This window comes from Rhodanobacter sp. FW106-PBR-R2A-2-24 (assembly GCF_058789615.1).
The window spans coordinates 189,048-205,613 of sequence record NZ_JBYTBV010000002.1 but is presented as its reverse complement, the minus strand read 5'-3'; the positions used below and the strand labels follow the sequence as shown (position 1 = coordinate 205,613).

At 61.2% G+C, this 16,566-nt stretch carries 14 protein-coding genes; 12 read left to right on the top strand and 2 right to left on the bottom strand.

Annotation, left to right across the window (positions count from 1 at the left end):
* Nucleotides 1-78 precede the first annotated feature (78 nt).
* Together AC3WQA_RS01995 and AC3WQA_RS01990 are read left to right on the top strand one after the other, a co-directional pair.
* The gene (locus tag AC3WQA_RS01995) at nt 79-273 is read left to right on the top strand and encodes a hypothetical protein (protein ID WP_492673441.1); all 195 of its coding nucleotides are present in this window, start codon (nt 79-81) and stop codon (nt 271-273) included.
* Nucleotides 274-359: 86 nt separating this feature from the next.
* A complete protein-coding gene (locus AC3WQA_RS01990; protein WP_492673440.1) occupies nt 360-773 on the top strand; it encodes a universal stress protein in 414 nt (137 codons plus the stop codon).
* A gap of 96 nt (nt 774-869) precedes the next feature.
* Here AC3WQA_RS01990 and AC3WQA_RS01985 read toward each other — a convergent pair whose 3' ends face one another.
* The gene (locus AC3WQA_RS01985; protein ID WP_492673439.1) at nt 870-1,961 is read right to left on the bottom strand and encodes an AI-2E family transporter; all 1,092 of its coding nucleotides are present in this window, start codon (nt 1,959-1,961) and stop codon (nt 870-872) included.
* A 336-nt stretch (nt 1,962-2,297) separates the two neighbouring features.
* Between AC3WQA_RS01985 and AC3WQA_RS01980 the strand changes: the two genes are divergently transcribed.
* Together AC3WQA_RS01980 and AC3WQA_RS01975 are read left to right on the top strand one after the other, a co-directional pair.
* Nucleotides 2,298-2,840: a cytochrome b gene (locus tag AC3WQA_RS01980; protein ID WP_492673438.1), complete on the top strand. Its 543-nt coding sequence runs from the start codon at nt 2,298-2,300 to the stop codon at nt 2,838-2,840.
* Between the two features lie 74 nt (nt 2,841-2,914).
* Nucleotides 2,915-3,298 (top strand): ABC transporter ATP-binding protein, encoded by a 384-nt coding sequence (locus AC3WQA_RS01975; protein WP_492673437.1) that lies wholly within the window; start codon nt 2,915-2,917, stop codon nt 3,296-3,298.
* Nucleotides 3,299-3,384: 86 nt separating this feature from the next.
* On the opposite strand, the gene AC3WQA_RS01970 is transcribed toward AC3WQA_RS01975, so the two are convergent.
* The gene (locus tag AC3WQA_RS01970) at nt 3,385-4,407 is read right to left on the bottom strand and encodes a DNA-binding protein (protein WP_492673244.1); all 1,023 of its coding nucleotides are present in this window, start codon (nt 4,405-4,407) and stop codon (nt 3,385-3,387) included.
* Between AC3WQA_RS01970 and AC3WQA_RS01965 the strand changes: the two genes are divergently transcribed.
* The 8 genes from AC3WQA_RS01965 (at nt 4,295) to AC3WQA_RS01930 (ending at nt 16,545) form a co-directional block, all read left to right on the top strand.
* Nucleotides 4,295-4,837 (top strand): transposase family protein, encoded by a 543-nt coding sequence (locus AC3WQA_RS01965; protein WP_492673436.1) that lies wholly within the window; start codon nt 4,295-4,297, stop codon nt 4,835-4,837. The two genes, AC3WQA_RS01970 and AC3WQA_RS01965, sit on opposite strands and share 113 nt — an antisense overlap.
* Before the next feature lie 464 nt (nt 4,838-5,301).
* Nucleotides 5,302-5,460 carry a hypothetical protein gene (locus AC3WQA_RS01960; protein WP_492673435.1) on the top strand — a complete coding sequence of 53 codons (159 nt, stop codon included), beginning with the start codon at nt 5,302-5,304 and terminating at the stop codon, nt 5,458-5,460.
* Nucleotides 5,461-5,702: 242 nt separating this feature from the next.
* The gene (locus AC3WQA_RS01955; RefSeq protein WP_492673434.1) at nt 5,703-7,313 is read left to right on the top strand and encodes an MBL fold metallo-hydrolase; all 1,611 of its coding nucleotides are present in this window, start codon (nt 5,703-5,705) and stop codon (nt 7,311-7,313) included.
* 85 nt (nt 7,314-7,398) lie between these two features.
* Complete coding sequence (locus AC3WQA_RS01950; protein WP_492673433.1) at nt 7,399-7,911, top strand: HXXEE domain-containing protein; 513 nt, start codon at nt 7,399-7,401, stop codon at nt 7,909-7,911.
* 153 nt (nt 7,912-8,064) lie between these two features.
* The gene (locus AC3WQA_RS01945; RefSeq protein WP_492673432.1) at nt 8,065-11,124 is read left to right on the top strand and encodes a thioesterase domain-containing protein; all 3,060 of its coding nucleotides are present in this window, start codon (nt 8,065-8,067) and stop codon (nt 11,122-11,124) included.
* Nucleotides 11,125-11,170: 46 nt separating this feature from the next.
* Nucleotides 11,171-12,118: a tetrahydrofolate dehydrogenase/cyclohydrolase catalytic domain-containing protein gene (locus AC3WQA_RS01940; RefSeq protein ID WP_492673431.1), complete on the top strand. Its 948-nt coding sequence runs from the start codon at nt 11,171-11,173 to the stop codon at nt 12,116-12,118.
* Between the two features lie 55 nt (nt 12,119-12,173).
* Nucleotides 12,174-15,299, top strand: a complete 3,126-nt coding sequence (locus AC3WQA_RS01935) for a non-ribosomal peptide synthetase (protein WP_492673430.1) — start codon at nt 12,174-12,176, stop codon at nt 15,297-15,299.
* Nucleotides 15,286-16,545 carry an MFS transporter gene (locus AC3WQA_RS01930; RefSeq protein WP_492673429.1) on the top strand — a complete coding sequence of 420 codons (1,260 nt, stop codon included), beginning with the start codon at nt 15,286-15,288 and terminating at the stop codon, nt 16,543-16,545. The genes AC3WQA_RS01935 and AC3WQA_RS01930 overlap by 14 nt, the downstream gene beginning before the upstream one ends.
* Nucleotides 16,546-16,566: the final 21 nt, after the last annotated feature.

Below are 16,566 nucleotides of genomic sequence, written 5' to 3'. Positions count from 1 at the left end.
CGTCCATCCTTTCGGACAGTAACGGTGCATCCCGAAAGGATCCCCATCCTTGGAGGTGTTCGGAATCGTGCTGCTAGCTTGCGGTCACCCCCATTTGTCGAGCTGGCCCAGGGCTTGGCCGGTGTCGCGCCGCTGCGCGAGGCGATCGGTCTGAGCCAACCTGGCGGCGAAGCGCTGGCACTCCTGCTGCCGCTGATGCTGGCCTGTGCCGCGTGGCTGGAAAGCGTGCGCCGTGTCCTGTGCCACCGCTGGCCTTCGCTTGCCGAGAGCTGACCGCCGCGTTGATGCAGGTCAACACGGCACCGCGGCCGTTCCGCTGTGATGATGCCATGGCGCCGGACCGCGAGGAGGAGGCCCCCATGAAGATCCTGCTGCCCGTGGACGGGAGCACCTGCAGCACACGTGCCGCCCGCTACCTGACCAGGCACTGGCCCGCCGACGCCTCCGTGACGCTGCTCAACGTGGACCTTCCCCTGCGCGAGTCGATCGCCGGGAGGCTGGACGCCGACAGCGTGGCGCGCTTCCACCTCGACAACGGCACCGCCGCGCTCAAGCCGGCCCGACGCGTGCTGGCGAAGGCAGGCCATGTGTTCGACGAGCGCATGCTGGTCGGCGATCCGGGAGCCGAGATCGTGCAGCTCGCGCACCGTGGCCGGTACGACCTGGTGGTGATGGGTTCGCACGGCCGCGGCGCACTGAAGAGCCTGTTCCTCGGCTCGGTGGTGCTGAAGGTGTTGTCCGGTTCGAGCGTGCCGGTGCTGGTCGTGCGTTGAGGCGCGCGACGTACCCGGGAATGGTGCCCCGGATGCCTGTCCGCCGGAGCGCGCGGCCTGCGCCTGCCTTGCCTGCCGATCTTCGATGGCCATGGATCATGGCCCGTCACCCCGCCTGCCGGGCAGATCGCCCGCCTGCCCGACCCGGCGATATTGGCCGGCCAGGCGGAGCGCCGCCGCCATCGAGACCGGCCCGATGAAGACTCCCTCGACGCCAAAGGCAAGCACACCGCCCACCACCCCGATGAAGGTCATGGCGAATGGCAGGCGGCTGGATCGGCTTATCAGGAGCGGTTTGATCACGTTGTCGACCATGCTGATGCCGAACAGCCCATAGACGACCATGAATGCGGACCACCCAGGGTTGCCGTGCTGCAGCAACCACACCGCCACCCCGCCCCAGACCAATGGCGGCCCCACCGGAATCACCGAGAGGACGAAGGTGATGGAGCCCAGAAGCAGGGGCTGCGGCACACCGACGATCATGAAACCGACGACGGCAACCGCCGACTGGGCAAGCGCCGCACCGATCACGCCAATCATCACGCCCACCATCGCCTTCTGCGCCGCATCCAGGAGATCCATCGCCCCGGCCCCGCCAAAGCGTCGCGCCAGCAGGCGCGAATCGAGCGCCAACCGTTTGCCATCGCGATAGAAGAAGAACAGCAGCAGCCCGGCGAGCAGCGCCTGCAGCACGCCGTTGCCCAGCGATCGCGCAGCCGCCACGGCGAATCGCCTTGCCGGGTCGACCAGCGACACCAGGCTGGGCGCGCCCGGATGATCGCCGCGCGCGGAAACCATCTCGACTACCCAATTCCCGAGCACCCCAATGGTCGCTGGGACACGACCCATCGAGGGCGCGGAGGCTTGCGCCGACGATGATCGCCAGCCCTCGATGGACTGCAGCAACCAGAGCGAGGCGTCGCGGAGCGACACCACCAATGCCGTGGTCGGGACGATGACGAGCAAGGCGACGAACAGGCAGCTGATCGCGCTGGCGACATTGGGCCGGTCGTGCAGCCGCCTCGACAGCGCGCTGTGGAGCGGCCAGGTGGACATTGCGATGGCCGCCGAATACAGGATGGCTGGCAGGAAAGGCCGCACGACAAACCAGCAGCTCGCCATCACCAGCAGGCCGAGGCCGAGGCGATTCAGCGTTGTGGCCTGCATGGTCGGCGTGTTGCTCATCGATGTTTCCCGTCTGCATGCATCGCCGTCGTCCGGCCAATACAAAGCATCGGCTCGCCGCCAGCGCTTCGTGCCTGTCTGACGGGCCTGCTCTGCTGGCTGGGCATCAGGCTAGTGCCCGCTGCCCGGCTGCGTTTGATCTGGCTCAAGGCCCGGCGGAACGCAGCCCGGGGCGCTGTTGATGTGGATCAACATCCCCCATCGCCGGACCCCGACCATTGGCGGTGCCACCGCCCTTGCCTGACGGGAAGGCCCGGGCGCCTGACGTTCCGTCGGATCGAGGCCGGCGCGGCGCTTCGCATCCAGTGGCGCCTTCGTTCGTCCGGGAGATACACCATGTTCATACCCAGCACGCGCTACCCCCTGAGCCTCAGGGTCATCCATTGGCTGACCGTCGTCGCCGTCGTGGCGGCAGCCATCCTGACCGGCACGGAAGAACACGAGGACAACGGCGGCAGTGCCGTGTCGGGCATCTCGGCCATGCAGTGGCATTACGCGGCTGGCCTGGCCGTGCTGCTGCTGCTGATCCCGCGCATCGTGCTGAGAATCCGCGCGCGGGTGCCGCCGATCATCCCGACGCCCGACAGGTTCACCGCGCTGACCGCACGCCTCGTGCATGTGACGTTGTATGCGTTCCTGCTCGCGGTGCCGCTGCTGGGCTGGTTGCAGCTGGGTTATGCCGGAGAGCCGTTGACGCTGCCGTGGCTGGGTTGGCAGCTCCCCGCGCTGGCCCAGCCAAACCCGCAGGCGAAAGAGCTCACCGAGGAGCTGCATGAAGTCCTGGGCAATGTCCTCTATGGCCTGATCGCGTTGCACGTGGTCGCGGCCCTCTGGCATCACGCCGTGCGGCGGGACAACACGTTGAAAAGGATGCTGTGACGGTCGCCGCCCCCACCGGACGGACGGAAGCGGACGACCTTCCACGGCGCCCGGGCCGAACCGAGGCCGTCCGCATGCCGCCACCGACATCGCCCTCCCCGCCTGCGCCGGTGTTCCGGGCACAGGGCCTGACCAAGGTCTATCGCATGGGCGAGGTGGAAGTGCACGCGTTGCGCGGGGTGGACCTGGAGCTGTTCTCCGGCGAGTTCGTGGTGCTGCTCGGCCCTTCCGGCAGCGGCAAGTCCACCCTGCTCAACATCCTCGGCGGGCTGGATGCGCCCACCGGCGGCGAGGTTTGGTACGTGGACCACCGCCTCACCGGCGCCGACGACCGCGCGCTCACCCGCTTCCGCCGCGAGCACGTGGGCTTCGTGTTCCAGTTCTACAACCTGGGGGATGGCCGAGATTCGTGCGAAAACGCTCACATGGTGCCTAAAGCACTGTTTCCATTGAATTAGCTGGCCTGAGCTAAAATCGGCAAGATCGAAGAATTCCTGCTAATCGCGGCGGCACACCGAAACCGCCCCACTTGCTGTCAGGCCGGTCACCCTGGCTGCTCGGGTATGGCAGGTGGCGCTGACGTGGAGGCAAGCTGCAGCTTGGACAAGACCTCTTCCAGCGTGCCCAGCCGAGCCTGCGTTGATGCGGCTCGACCCTCGGCGTCCTGCCGCGCCACCCTTTCTTGATCGAGCGCCTGTGCGGCGGCTTCCAGGTCGAGGCGCGCGCGTTCGAGCGCCTGGACATCGTGGCTCCATGTCATGCGCAGGCTGGCCAGTTCCGTCACCAAGGGCTTGAGCGTGGCCACCTCGTCTTGCACTGCGCGCACGGCGCTTCGTGCCTGCTGCACTTCCTTGTCCAGGCGCGCGTTGTGTTCCGTCAGGCGCCCGTTGTCGCGATTGAGCTGCAGAAGTTCGTGATTTTTGCCCGTGAGGGCTTCGTTGGCCTGACGCAGTGCCACCTGCAGCTCCTGGATCTGGTGCTCATGTCGGCGCTGTTCCTGCTCCCGTTGTTCCTTCACGGACGTGCGGTAATGCTCCAGCGCCTCGCGGGCATGTGCGTGTTTCTCTTCCAGTGACTGCGCATGCGCTTCGTGCTCGGCTATGCGGGCGGTCAGGCCGCTGACCCGTTCCTCCAGTTGCCGCACTTGCAACGTCGCATCGAGCCGCGCCTGCCGCGTGGCGTCGTGTTGCGCCTGTTCGTCACGCAGCGCCGTCGCCGTGCGTTCCTGGTCGGCACGGATGGACGCCGCCTCCTGCCGCGCCTGGTCCAACTGGGCGGTCAGCTCTTTCCGCTGGGCCTCGAAACGGGCGGCTGCCTCAGTGATCTTGGCGTCAGCCTCCTCCTGGAGCCGTCCCGCCAATCGGCTAACCAGATCGGCCAAAGCGTCGCTGATCGGGAATTTGCCACCCACGCCGGCGGCATCCTCGGCCTCCAGTTCCTTGAGGTAGCGATGGATGGTCGTTTTCGAGCCAGTATTGCCCAACGCCACCCGCACCGCGTCGACCGAAGGGTGTTTTCCCTTGGCCAGCAAGGCGTTACGGGCCTTCTCGATCTCGGTCTTGTACACCCCGCCACGGGCCATCGCTGGGTCTCCTTGGTATTTCGTAACGCATTACATACCATGTTATTACGTAATACTTCAAGTGCGCGAGTGGGTGGGTTACGCGAGAAATCTAACACCGGATAATGGGAAGTTATCCGATGTCAGGGGCGCCTTGGGAATTTGGTGGCCTTCTGGCCGTTATGAATGGGCAAATCCCGTCATAAGCCTGAGGGTCTTTCTTGATCGCAACGGCATCGAGGCGCAGTGCCGCGAGGCGTCGGCGAAGGCGCATTGGTCCGAAGGATTTCGCTGCCCGGAGTGTGGTCACAAGGGGCGCTGCCACCTCACGCGGCGGGGCATGTATCAGTGCAATCGCTGCAAGCGGCAGGTGTCGCTGACCAGCAGCACCCTGTTCGCCCAGACCAGCCCCCCCCCCTTGTCGTCATCAAGGTAAGCAGCAAGAAGACGCCCTGGGTTGTGGCGCGCGATGCATGGACCACGAGACGAGGTTACGGGAGTAGCCGACGCACTCGCAAAATGTTGTGACCGGAGGGGCTGGCCATGTCAGCCTGCGCCGCCTCGTCTCGTAGTCCTTGGCTGACACGCCAAACACCGATGCCGGTGTCAAGCCACTTTTCCCTGCCGGCTTGCTTGATGGCATCGATAGCAAGAACGTGCTTATTGTTGACAGCATTTAGTCTGATGGATCATGGTTCATCAGCATTAGGTAGGCGGGCAATGAGGATCGTTTCCCGCTGAGGCGGGATTATTCGAACTTGCTGGAGGCGTGTTGTTTCGCCAAGAAGCGGTCGACGACCGGAAGGCGTCGATGCTGGGCGTTGTACGGCGCCATCAAGCGGCTGGGAAGTAGTAGTCGAGGGAATCACCATGAATGCTAGCCGATCAAAGGGATCGCTTATGCTGATCGCCATGCTATCACTTGCCTTGCTCACCATAGCTGTGGCTATCCCAGTGCGCCAAGTACTTAAGCGTGGTTACCAGTCGATCTCCAATCATCTTTACTGCTGCGACTATCGATTTCTCTTTGAACATGTGATTGGCGATCACTTCATCTGAGTCGATCGGTACTTTGCATGTGAAGCGACCTCGCGTTTCCGAATCGACCCAAGTAGAGGCGTTTGATGATGCCATACCGGTGTGCTTGCCTCTACAAGAGGCAGTATATGCACCGATAAGATGAGCCCAAAAAGCGCTACGTACTAGGCTCGAAGGAGCCCTCGGTATTCACATATGTAAGGCACCGCGGGCACGGATTGCAGGTTGTACCGCTTTCATACTCAAGGAAGGATGGCAGTAGCATGAGCGACGCTCCAAAACTTTTCCTCCGTCAAAACATACAAGTAGAACCGCTTGTAGATCGCTGGTACGCGTGGCCTCATCTCATACCGCCAGCGACGTTTGCGCGCAATGTCAGTCAGCGCCATCTGAAAATCATGGACTCGTATATAAGGGCGCCAGCGGTACATGCCGAAGCGGCGCGCGATCCGAAAATGAACGGCGGTCCTTTCATCGACTACGGTGGCCAGCGCGTCGATGAGATAAAAGCCCTAAGAGATCAAACGTCGAGCGAACGCCACGATCTGCTCGAACTCGCAACCGCCCTGTCGGAACTCGACGATATGCTGCGGGAACACGCAAGAGGCATGAGTCTGCATCCGCTCTATGCGAAAGTCCCAGACGCCCTGAAAGGTATGGTGGAACTCGCCTACGACCTGAATAATCAGCCGTCATTTCGCCTGATCGAACCGTTGCTTTATGCGAGCAAATACTACGACCCGTCCTTGCAGAGCCTCATGTTGCAGACGATCGACGATGACGAGCGGCCATTTATTTTGAGTACGCCCCGCCTCGACGACCCGGGCGTGCTGCACCTGAAACTGTCTTTCGATGATCCAGCCGTGGATTATCTGTTCAAGCTCAAATCGACGCCCCGGCTATACCATGAAATCAAAGCAACGCTTGGTTTGAGCGACAAGCAAGCCGAGCTGATGCGACGCTTTCTGACGGAAACGCCACCCCCACCATACCAACCCTACCAGGGCAGTGGAATTCGGTGGCGCTATTTTGGCCATGCCTGCATCCTGATCGAATCGCAAGGCATAAGTATCCTGGTCGATCCGGTTCTCAGTTACACGTCGAACGGATCCGTTGCCCGCTACACCTATCTCGATCTTCCCGACGTCATTGATTACGTGCTGATTACGCATAATCACCAGGACCACGTACTCTTTGAAACCATGCTTCAACTGCGTCATAAGATCAAAAACATCATCGTTCCACGCAGCGGGAACGGAAGCTTGCAAGATCCATCATTGAAACTCATCCTCAAGCAGTGCGGATTTGATCGCATCACCGACCTGGGTGAGTTTGAAAAGCTGAATGAAAAGGGTATCCAAATCACCGGGCTACCGTTCTTCGGCGAACACGCCGATCTGGATATCCCTACTAAGTTGGCCTGGCACGTAACCATTGAAGATAGGTCGCTGCTTTTTGTCGCCGACTCGTGCAACATCGAGCCTCGCCTGTACGGGCGCATCCATCAACTGATCGGCGACGTCGAAGTCCTGTTTATCGGCATGGAATGTGACGGTGCCCCGTTATCCTGGTTGTACGGAACACTGCTGACGAAACATATCGATAGGGTCATGGACGAGTCGCGACGCTTATCCGGCTCGAACTGCGACCAGGGCATGCGCATGATCGACTGCCTCCAATGCAAGGAGGTATACGTGTATGCGATGGGCCAAGAGCCATGGTTGAATTACATCATGAGCATCAAATACACCGAAGAGTCGCAACCGATCATCCAGTCCAACCTGCTCATCAAGAAATGCGCCGAACAAGGCATTGTCGCCGAGCGGCTTTACGGCGAGAAAGAGACGCTCATAGAGGAGGAGCCTGTAACCTGATGTGACAGCGGTCGAACGGTTTTGAGATCCTTTGCACAAAGGTTCCGTTCGAAGTCATTAAAAAAATCTTGCACGGATTTGCTAAATGACGATAAGCACGTACACCGTCAACCTTCTCTTTCCCATTGTGCTGGCCATCCACAATGCGGATGAGTTTCTTCGCTACGATCGCTTCGTCCAAGTTTACCATTCACGCGTCGCGCCACGCTTTGTAACGAGAAGATCGATTGGCTACGCAGCGCTGCTCATCACTATTGCCGCAGCCGTCCTAAGCACCATTACCTGGCTCCATCAAACCGCAAGCCTCATGCAGATGTCGGCCATCGCCATGTTCGCCCTGATGCTGAACGCCGTCGGACACGTGATCGTGTCGCTCAGGCGCCGCAGCTTTACCCCGGGAACATTTACCGCCATAACCCTGGTGATGCCGTACTCGCTGGTGATGATGTTTCTCCTGCGCACCGATCTCGGCATGGGCTGGATAACCATGGCGAAGCTGGCGGCAGTCGGCCTATTGGTGGCCCCGGTGGCGGTCGTCACATTCATAGCTTTAGGTTACCTCGTGTCCTGTGCCGTCAACATTCAAGCCCCACGCTGACCACAACATCGTTCGCGATTCGGCGCCAAGGTAATCGCGCCTCATGTCGATACGGTGCACGCGTGACACAGTGTCGCGAAGTGACTGACCAAACCAAGCCGCAACGAGTCAAAAGGCTTCTTCCAAACACTGGACTACGTAGTCGAGGACATCATGGGTAGGGAAACCGATATCGCCATCATCGGCATGGCAGGGCGTTATCCGAAGTCGGAGTCGCCAGAACAATTGTGGCGGCATATGGTCGAGGGCACCGACCTTGCAGAGAGTACCGCGCACGGGGACGAGCGGATCGGCAGGTATTACGCCATCGACGGCATTGACTTGTTCGATCACGCATTTTTCGGCTTTACGCCTTACGAGGCGCAAATCATGGACCCGCAGCACCGGGTGTTGCTTACCTGTGCGTACAAGGCCATGGAGCGGTCCGGTTACGAGAACATCCCGCAGGGCATTCGCGTCGGCGTCTTCGCCTCGTCGAGCATCAGCACCTATCTGATCAACAACATCATCAATAGCAGCGTCTTCGATCCTTCGGACCTCAACTACGCAGTGCTCCTGGGCAACGACAAGGACACGGTAGCTACGAGGATCTCTTACAAATTGAATCTCACCGGCCCCGCGATCACCGTTCAATGCGCGTGTTCCAGTTCGTTGGTCGCCACTCATATGGCATGCCAAAGTCTGCTGCTCGGAGACTCGGACATGTGCATTGTCGGCGCGTCCTCCATCACGACGCCGCAAGATCGGGGTTATGTCTACAAGGAGGGCGGCATCCTGTCCCGCGACGGATACTGCCGGCCCTTCGACCGTGATGCCAGCGGCACCGTCAAAGGAAACGGCTGTTCAGTGCTGCTGCTCCGTCGACTGGCTGACGCCGAGCGCGACGGCGACACCATCCACGCGGTCATCCGTAGCACCGCCGTAAACAACGATGGCTCGGTCAAAATTGGCTACACGGCGCCCAGCGTCACCGGTCAACAGCAGGTCATCGCCGAGGCACTCGGATTTGCTGGCGCCACGGTCAACGACGTCGACTACATCGAAACGCATGGCACCGGCACGGAACTCGGCGACCAGATCGAGCTTACGGCACTCGCTTCGGCGTTCAGAAAGCCACGCCAGCCGATCCCCCTCGGAAGCCTCAAGGCGAACATCGGGCACCTGGACGTTGCAGCGGGGATTACCTCGATCATCAAGTGCGTGCACGCCATGCAAGCAGGCATCGTGCCTGCCATTGCCCATCTGCGCACGCCGACCCGTTCGGTAGCCGAAGCCAGCGAATACTTCGAATTTCCTCAACATAACGTACGGCGCGAACTGAAGATGGCCTGCGTCAGCTCGTTTGGCATCGGTGGCACGAATGCGCACGCGGTAGTCGGGCGTTACGATGCGGAGTCACTCCCGCGCCGCGAAATACTCAGTCTGTCGGTATACCTTCTGCCGTTGTCGGTCAACAAGAAGGACGATTTTCCCAGCTACCTGCACAGCGTCGAGCAGGCGCTGCGGAACGGGGTGACGCTGCTTGATCTCGCGGCGTCGCTTGCCACGCGGCGGAAGCGGCGATCGATTACGCGATGCCTCGTCCTTTCAACCGTTGATGATCTTTCGTCCGCGTTCGAAGCGGCCTCGAGCAGCGCGGAGCGCACCGACCTGCACATTCCGCGTTTCGGCCAGCACGCGCTGGAAGCGATAGTCGACCAGTTGCCGTGCCTCGCGGAAGCCTGCACCCCGTCCGACCGCAGCCCCGCCGGCTATCGATCGCTCTACGTGCGACTGCTGGCCAGGCTTGGCGTGCTTGGCGTCAAGCAAATAGCCGAGCAAAATGCATTTACCACACCGGCCACCGCCGACCTTTGCCCGGCCGACGTCCAGCGCCTGACGTCCGAAATCTTTGCCGACGATGTCACATTGGAGACACCCGCGGTTCCGCTCGCTCGTCTGTTCCAGTTTCTGGGGGCGGCGCATGCGGTCTCCGAACTCTCCATCGGCAGTCTCTACGAGAAGACTCACTGGATACCGACCGCGCTTCCGGCCTATCCGCTGTCGCCTGTACGCCACTGGATCGAGCCTGGCGCCTCGGACGCCACCGCGCGCCTTGCCAAACCGATCGCCGTGCCACGAGCCGCCCACGACGACGACATCCTGAATGAGATCCTGGCGATCTGGCGCGAACTGATCGGGGACGACACAGTCGCCTCGGACACCACGCTGTGGGATGCAGGCGCCGACTCGCTGATCGTCGTGGAAATCATCTCTCGCATCAACCAAGCCTTTAGGTCGAACATCACACTGAGCGCCGCTCTCTCCGGCAAAACGCCGTTGGACCTCACGGCGATGGTGCTCGGACGTGAGTTTCGCAGTTCATCACCATGGCTCACCAGCGTCCGCTCGCGGTCCGCTCACGCGAAACACATCTTCCTGCTGCACCCGGCCGGCGGCAGCACGTTCTGCTATCGATCGCTGAACCGCTACATGACCGACGACCTGAATCTCTGGTCGATCGACCTGCCGGAAGGCTATCAAGGCTATGGCTCTCTGCATTCGCTCGCCACGCGATACGCCAAGGCGATACGCGCCCAGAAAGCCAACGGTCCGTACCTTCTCGGCGGATATTCCTTCGGTGGCAACCTCGCTCACGAAATCGCTCGTGTGCTGGAAAACGATGGCTGTGAGGTCGAAACCATATTCATGTTCGACCCGCATCCGCCCGAGGCCTACAACACGTACGACGGATCGGAACTGGACTACATCGGCGCGTTTCCAACCATGGTGGCGAGCTACTTCAAACCGGAAAAAACTGAAATCGCCACGCAGGAGAGCGTCGGGATTCGCAACTTCTCCGATGCGCTCGGCGTTGCCCGGAGACTCGATCTGCTCAGGAACGGCATCAGCGACGAGGACGCCAGCGAATTCTTCCAGAAGTGGAAATTTTCCCACCATCTTCTCAAGACACATAAGCCGGCGGGGCCGGTTGCCGCCAACTTGGTTGTCTTCATCGCCCGCGAAGACGAACCCGTGCTTTTGCTCGAGAAGCTCAAGATCAACAAGGTGCACAAGACGCGATGGGCAGCCTATTCCACCGGCTCGATGACTCCCATCGACGTCGATGGCGATCACTTCACGATGTTCAGCATGTCGCGCCACGTGAAACAGCTCGCTGGCCATTTCCAGGCCGCGGTGAAGGTCCAAGGATGTGCCACCGCTGTCGGCTAAACGCAGTCGATCCGGTCCTTTCAAAAGAAATCAAGGAGACATCATCATGAGTCAGGTACTGTCCGGCCGAAAGATCGCCGACGAGATCAACCAGGAAGTCGCCGAACGGGTTACGGCGCTGCGCCAGCAATATGGCGTCGTACCGCGTCTCGCCCTGCTGACCGTCGGCCAGGGCGATTCGCTCAAGCAAAGCGAGTTCATCCTGCACGAAGCAGCCGCGCGCAACATCGGCATTGAAGTTCGTTCGACCGTGCTGCCCGACGACGCCACGGAAGAGGACCTCATCGCGGCGGTGCACAACGAGAACCAGGACCCCGATACGCACGGAATCCTCGTCCTGTTGCCGTTGCCTGAACACATCGACCAGGAAAAGGTTTTCGGCGAAATCGTCCCGAGCAAGGAACTCGAGGGCGCGCTCGATGAGGACGACGATGAACCCTTTGACTTCGACGATATTGATACCGTCAACGGCAAGCAGGGAACTACCATTACCGCCGTCAGAACGCTCCTGGAGTCGATCGACTACGACATCCCGCGCAGTCGTAACGTGTTTGTCACCGAGGATCACATCCGCGATAACCCCCTGGTGGGACGGCTGCTTCGCATGTCCGAGAGGGTGAACGTCCCCGTCGCCATCGCGAGCACCGCCGAACCCAACGTGCGGGAGATCACGCGAAACGCCGACTTAGTGCTTGTATCGGTCTCCTCGCCGGAGATCATCGACGATACATACCTCAAGAAGGGGGCGGTGGTCATCGACTTTCTTCCCGTCATGGTCGGCGAGAAGTATTCCAGGAAGAAAGGCCGGACGGTGCCCGTCCTGAAGGGCGGCGTCAACGTCGAGGCGGCGCTCCGAAAGGCTAGTCACATCGCTCCCGCGCTCGGCAGCACCGGGCCGATCATGATCGCGATGATGATGAAAAACCTCGTCCTGAACGCCTGCGAATCGCTTGGCGTGGAGCCGGGCAGCCTTCCCATGCCCGAGATTGCCTGAGGCGGGCGAGCCGCGAAGCGCTTCCACACTGGCCTCCATGGACGAGGATGTACGCATGCAAGATCTAGTTCCATTGCGCAAGACGCAACGAAACCTGGCGCGCCACCAGCAATACCATCCCGGCGATACTGCCTTTAATCTGACCTTCCTCACTAGGATCTCCGGTCCGCTCGATGTGGAGCGGCTGGTGCGCACCCTGCAGTCGGTGTCATCCGAAACCGAAACGTTCAAGGTCGACTTTCCCGAGATCGGGGGCACCTCGTTTCAACGCGCGGAGCCGACGCGCCAACCTGGTGTGGCGCTGTTTCGACGGCCGGACGACGTCGCTGAAGACGAGTTCGTCCGCCGCATTTACGCGTACGCCTGGAAACTGCAAAACACGGCGCCGAAGAAGCAGTGGCCGCTGCATGACATCAGCCTTCACGTCGCGGCGCCCGGGCATGCCTACATCGTTACGTCCGTACCCCACCTGATCGCCGATGGTTACGGCTACTCGGCGTGGCTCAACCGGGTCAGTGCGCGCTACAACATCGGCGATCAGGACGGGCAGCCCGATATCTCGTCTGACGTCCCGCCGGCGACGACCAAGACCAACGGCAGGGCCGACGACGAAGCGCGTTCGCTGGCCTTCTATACCCAAGAAATCGGCCATCTCGATTCGCTGGAGATGCCGAGTATCGTCCAGATCCGCAACGATGCCGGCGGCATTTGCGGACGCACCTTGGCCTGCGAGCTTCCACGCGATTCTATCGATGCGATGTTGCACGAACGGAAAATATCCGCCGGCCAGTTTTTCTTCGCCGCCTACGTATGCCTGCTCAAACGACTGGTGCCCGATGACCCCATCGTCGTGGGGTATGCGGTGCCCGGAAGAAACGCGGAGAACATGCACGACATCGGCTGCTTTATCAATACGGTGCCGGCGGTTCTCGATATCGACGCAACGATGAGTTTCAACGACGTCGTCGGCATGATCGGCAAGAAGCTATTTCGCCTGCACCGCTACCAGCATTACGACCCAGACATGTTTCCGTCCATGTCGCCACGGATGACGTCGCTGTTCACCTTTTATGCCGACGAGTTTAACTATGCCCTAGATGGCTGCTCGTGCGAATCTATCCCCGTCGAGCGCATCCATCTTCCCGCTGAAATTCGCCTCACGGTCGAGGCGCGCGCCGCATGCTACCGGCCGGTGTTCGACCTGGGGGCTTATTTCGACGACATCGACGTCATCGCCGAATTCCACCGACTACTGCGAGGCATCCTGGAGCATTCGGAGCAACCGATCTCCACGCTTACGCTGAGTGAATCGGTCGCCCACGGAACGGCGCCAGAAGCTGGCGAGTCGCCCACGATTCCGCAGGCGTTCGCAGCGACCGTTTTCGCGCGCGCGCACCAGCCGGCTCTGCGACAAGGACTCCGCTCGGCAAGCTACGCAGAGCTTGATGAGCTTTCTAACCGGCTGGCGGCCCAACTGCAAACGCAGGCCGCCTCGTATCGGACCGTCGCGCTGTCCGCCGATAGCAGCATCGAGGCGGTAGCGACTATCCTGGCCATCCTCAAGGTCGGCAAAGCCTACGTCCCGCTGGATCCCAAGCTGCCGGCGGCACGAGTACGCCAGATTCTCGACGATCTCGACGCGCCGTTTTTGGTATCCCAGTCGCCCCCGCGTGAAAGTGATCCGGGCATGTTGTTCGATGCGCTGATCGAAGCTGCCCGCAGCGCTTCCCTGAGCGCCCCGGTTCATGCCGCTTCGGATGTCGACGCCGTGGCATACATCATCTATACGTCGGGCTCGACCGGTGTACCCAAGGGTGTACCCATTTCCCACCGGAATTTGCTCAGCCTGATGCGCGCCTGCCATCAGCAATTCCGCTTTTCCCACGATGACGTCTGGACGCTGTTCCATTCGTTGAGCTTCGATTACTCCATCTGGGAGATCTTCGGCTGCCTCTTGCACGGCGGCAAGCTAGTCATTCCGCATAGTGAGGCCAAACAAGATCCGGAGCAGCTGTACGCCTTGCTGCAACAGGAGAAGGTTACTGTGCTATGCCATACGCCAAGCGTGTTCAAAAACCTCATCCGCGAAGATGCACGTCACGGCGGCGACACCATGCTCCGTCCGCGTTACGTTTTTCTCGGCGGTGAAGCCCTGCATTTTTCCTCGCTGAAGGATTGGCTCGGGAACCATCCGCTGGACCGGTGCCAAGTCGTCAATCTCTACGGACCGACGGAAGCCACGGTGCTTGCGACCCAGCACGTGGTGCGCGAGCAGGATCTCGCCGTGAACCGTAGCCTGATAGGGACTCCGATCGCGGGATCCACCATCCATGTGCTCACTCGGGACGGCGCGGTGGCTGTGCGCGGCGTGCCCGGCGAGATCATGATCACCGGGCCCGGCGTGGCGCGCGGCTACCATAAGTGCGACGAAGCGACGCGGCAGAAGTTTTCCAGTCAGGGCGCGCTGTCTGCCTTCCGTACTGGGGATCTCGGGCGCATGCGCGCCGATGGCATCGTCGAGTATTTGGGACGCCTAGACAGACAAGTCAAGGTGCGCGGTTTCCGCCTGGAACTGGCCGAGATCGAGGCCGCCCTTGGCAAGGTGGGCATGACCGATTCGGCCGTGGACCTGGTGGCATTCGATGATGCGGAAGATGGCCGGCTGGTCGCCTACGTGGTGCCGGGCTCGGCACCGTTTGACGAACAGCAAGTGCGCAGTGGTCTCCGGGAACGTCTGCCCGCCTATATGATGCCGGCGATCTTCGTGCCGACACAGCGCATCCCCGTCACCATGAGCGGCAAGGTCGATTTTGCCGAACTCGCCAAGCAGGTGCACACCGTCTCGCACGACCAGAAAGGCGACACGGCGACGGAAAAATGGCTTGCCAGTCTAGTCGCCGCCACGCTCAGGCACGACCATTTCGAGGTGACGGACAATCTGTTCGATATCGGCCTGTCCTCGCTCGACATCGTGGCGCTGGTCAGTGACATTCTGGCCAAGCACCAGACCTTGTCGCTGAAGGTCCTGGACGTGTTCGAGTACCCGTCGGTGCGCGCGCTGGGCTATTTCCTCGACCGTTCGCTGAAATCGACCGGTGACTCGGCACCGGATACCGGGCGCGCCCACGTACGGCAGGCCATGCTGGCGGCACAACGATCGGTGGCCCGTGTCCACGACTGATGGCCAGCTGGCGAGCACGGCGCCGGACGCAGACCGGCGCCGGCTCGCCACCTCTTGCGCGGTCATCTTTCTGGCCTCAGCGAGTTTGTTCATCTACATTCCGGGACTCGCGCCGCTATTGCTGCACGATGCGTCGGGACAACTGCTTGCGCCCTCTGCATCGACGCAACTGCGCCAGCAACTTTACGCCCTGGCCATAAGCGTGCCTCAGGTATGTTCTGCGGTGGGGGCGCCGGTTCTCGGCGCCCTCTCGGATCATTGGGGCCGAAAGCGCTCATTGATGCTGGCGATCACCGGCGTGATGCTGGGCATGCTGGTTTGCGCAGTTTCGATCCTCTCGCACCACATGGTGCTGTTCATCGCCGGCCTTGCCGCCATCGGGCTAATGGACGGAAGCGGGGTTATCGTGCAGGCGGGGCTGGTCGAAGGACGTACCGCCGAGGCTCAAGCCGTCGATATCGGCAAGCTGACCACATGGAGCATCCTGGGCGTCATAGGCGGTCCATTGGTGGGAGGGCTATTTTCGGACAATCGCGTCCTTCCGTTCGCTGGCAGCGTTGTGCCATTTCTGCTCACCGCTGCGCTTTTCGGCACCACGCTGGGCATCATCGGCCTGTTCTACAAGGAGCGACAAACCACCGGCGTAAACACGCCGCGCCGCCGTAGCTGGCTCCGCGATTTGGCGAGGACGGCCATGATCGGGCGGATTCGCGGGTATCTCTTGCAATTCTTCTTGATGGAAGTTGTCCTCGCCTGCTTCTATGAGCGCATACCGCTCCTACTACAGCAGCGCGGGGCCACGGCGTCGACCATTGGTTTCTACGCCGCTTACATCGGCCTGCTGATGGCCTTGGCCTGTGCATTGATCGTGCCCAGGATTCCTGCACGCTGGACGCCGCAACACCCCCTGGCATTGGCATTCGGCCTGTTGATGGCCGCCGGCATCCTGTTGCTCGGCGAGCCGCCGGTGCTTCGAATGTGGGCGGCGGCCGTGCCTTTCGCACTGGGCTCCGCCACGATTTATTGCCTGACCATGGCCAAGATGGCCGAAAGCGTGCAGGCGCACGAGCAGGGAAAAATCGCGGGGCTGGCTACCTTCGTCAGCGGGTTCGCTTTTCTGGTTGCGGGCCTAGTGGTGTCCAGCACCCCAGCGTCTTCAAACGACGCATTCTGCGCATTTGTCGCGACGGTCGCTGCGACCGGCATCGTGATCGTCTCCCGTCACGGGCTATCGATACGCCAGTGACTTGTCGACGCACGCGCGCAC

Bases quoted from the DNA above. Each gene is read 5' to 3' on its own strand.
- AC3WQA_RS01955 (WP_492673434.1), top strand. From the start codon at position 5,703: ATGAGCGACGCTCCAAAACTTTTCCTCCGTCAAAACATACAAGTAGAA.
- AC3WQA_RS01990 (WP_492673440.1), top strand. From the start codon at position 360: ATGAAGATCCTGCTGCCCGTGGACGGGAGCACCTGCAGCACACGTGCC.
- AC3WQA_RS01940 (WP_492673431.1), top strand. From the start codon at position 11,171: ATGAGTCAGGTACTGTCCGGCCGAAAGATCGCCGACGAGATCAACCAG.
- AC3WQA_RS01975 (WP_492673437.1), top strand. From the start codon at position 2,915: ATGCCGCCACCGACATCGCCCTCCCCGCCTGCGCCGGTGTTCCGGGCA.
- AC3WQA_RS01985 (WP_492673439.1), bottom strand. From the start codon at position 1,961: ATGAGCAACACGCCGACCATGCAGGCCACAACGCTGAATCGCCTCGGC.
- AC3WQA_RS01945 (WP_492673432.1), top strand. From the start codon at position 8,065: ATGGGTAGGGAAACCGATATCGCCATCATCGGCATGGCAGGGCGTTAT.
- AC3WQA_RS01950 (WP_492673433.1), top strand. From the start codon at position 7,399: ATGACGATAAGCACGTACACCGTCAACCTTCTCTTTCCCATTGTGCTG.
- AC3WQA_RS01980 (WP_492673438.1), top strand. From the start codon at position 2,298: ATGTTCATACCCAGCACGCGCTACCCCCTGAGCCTCAGGGTCATCCAT.
- AC3WQA_RS01960 (WP_492673435.1), top strand. From the start codon at position 5,302: ATGCTGATCGCCATGCTATCACTTGCCTTGCTCACCATAGCTGTGGCT.
- AC3WQA_RS01965 (WP_492673436.1), top strand. From the start codon at position 4,295: ATGGTCGTTTTCGAGCCAGTATTGCCCAACGCCACCCGCACCGCGTCG.
- AC3WQA_RS01935 (WP_492673430.1), top strand. From the start codon at position 12,174: ATGCAAGATCTAGTTCCATTGCGCAAGACGCAACGAAACCTGGCGCGC.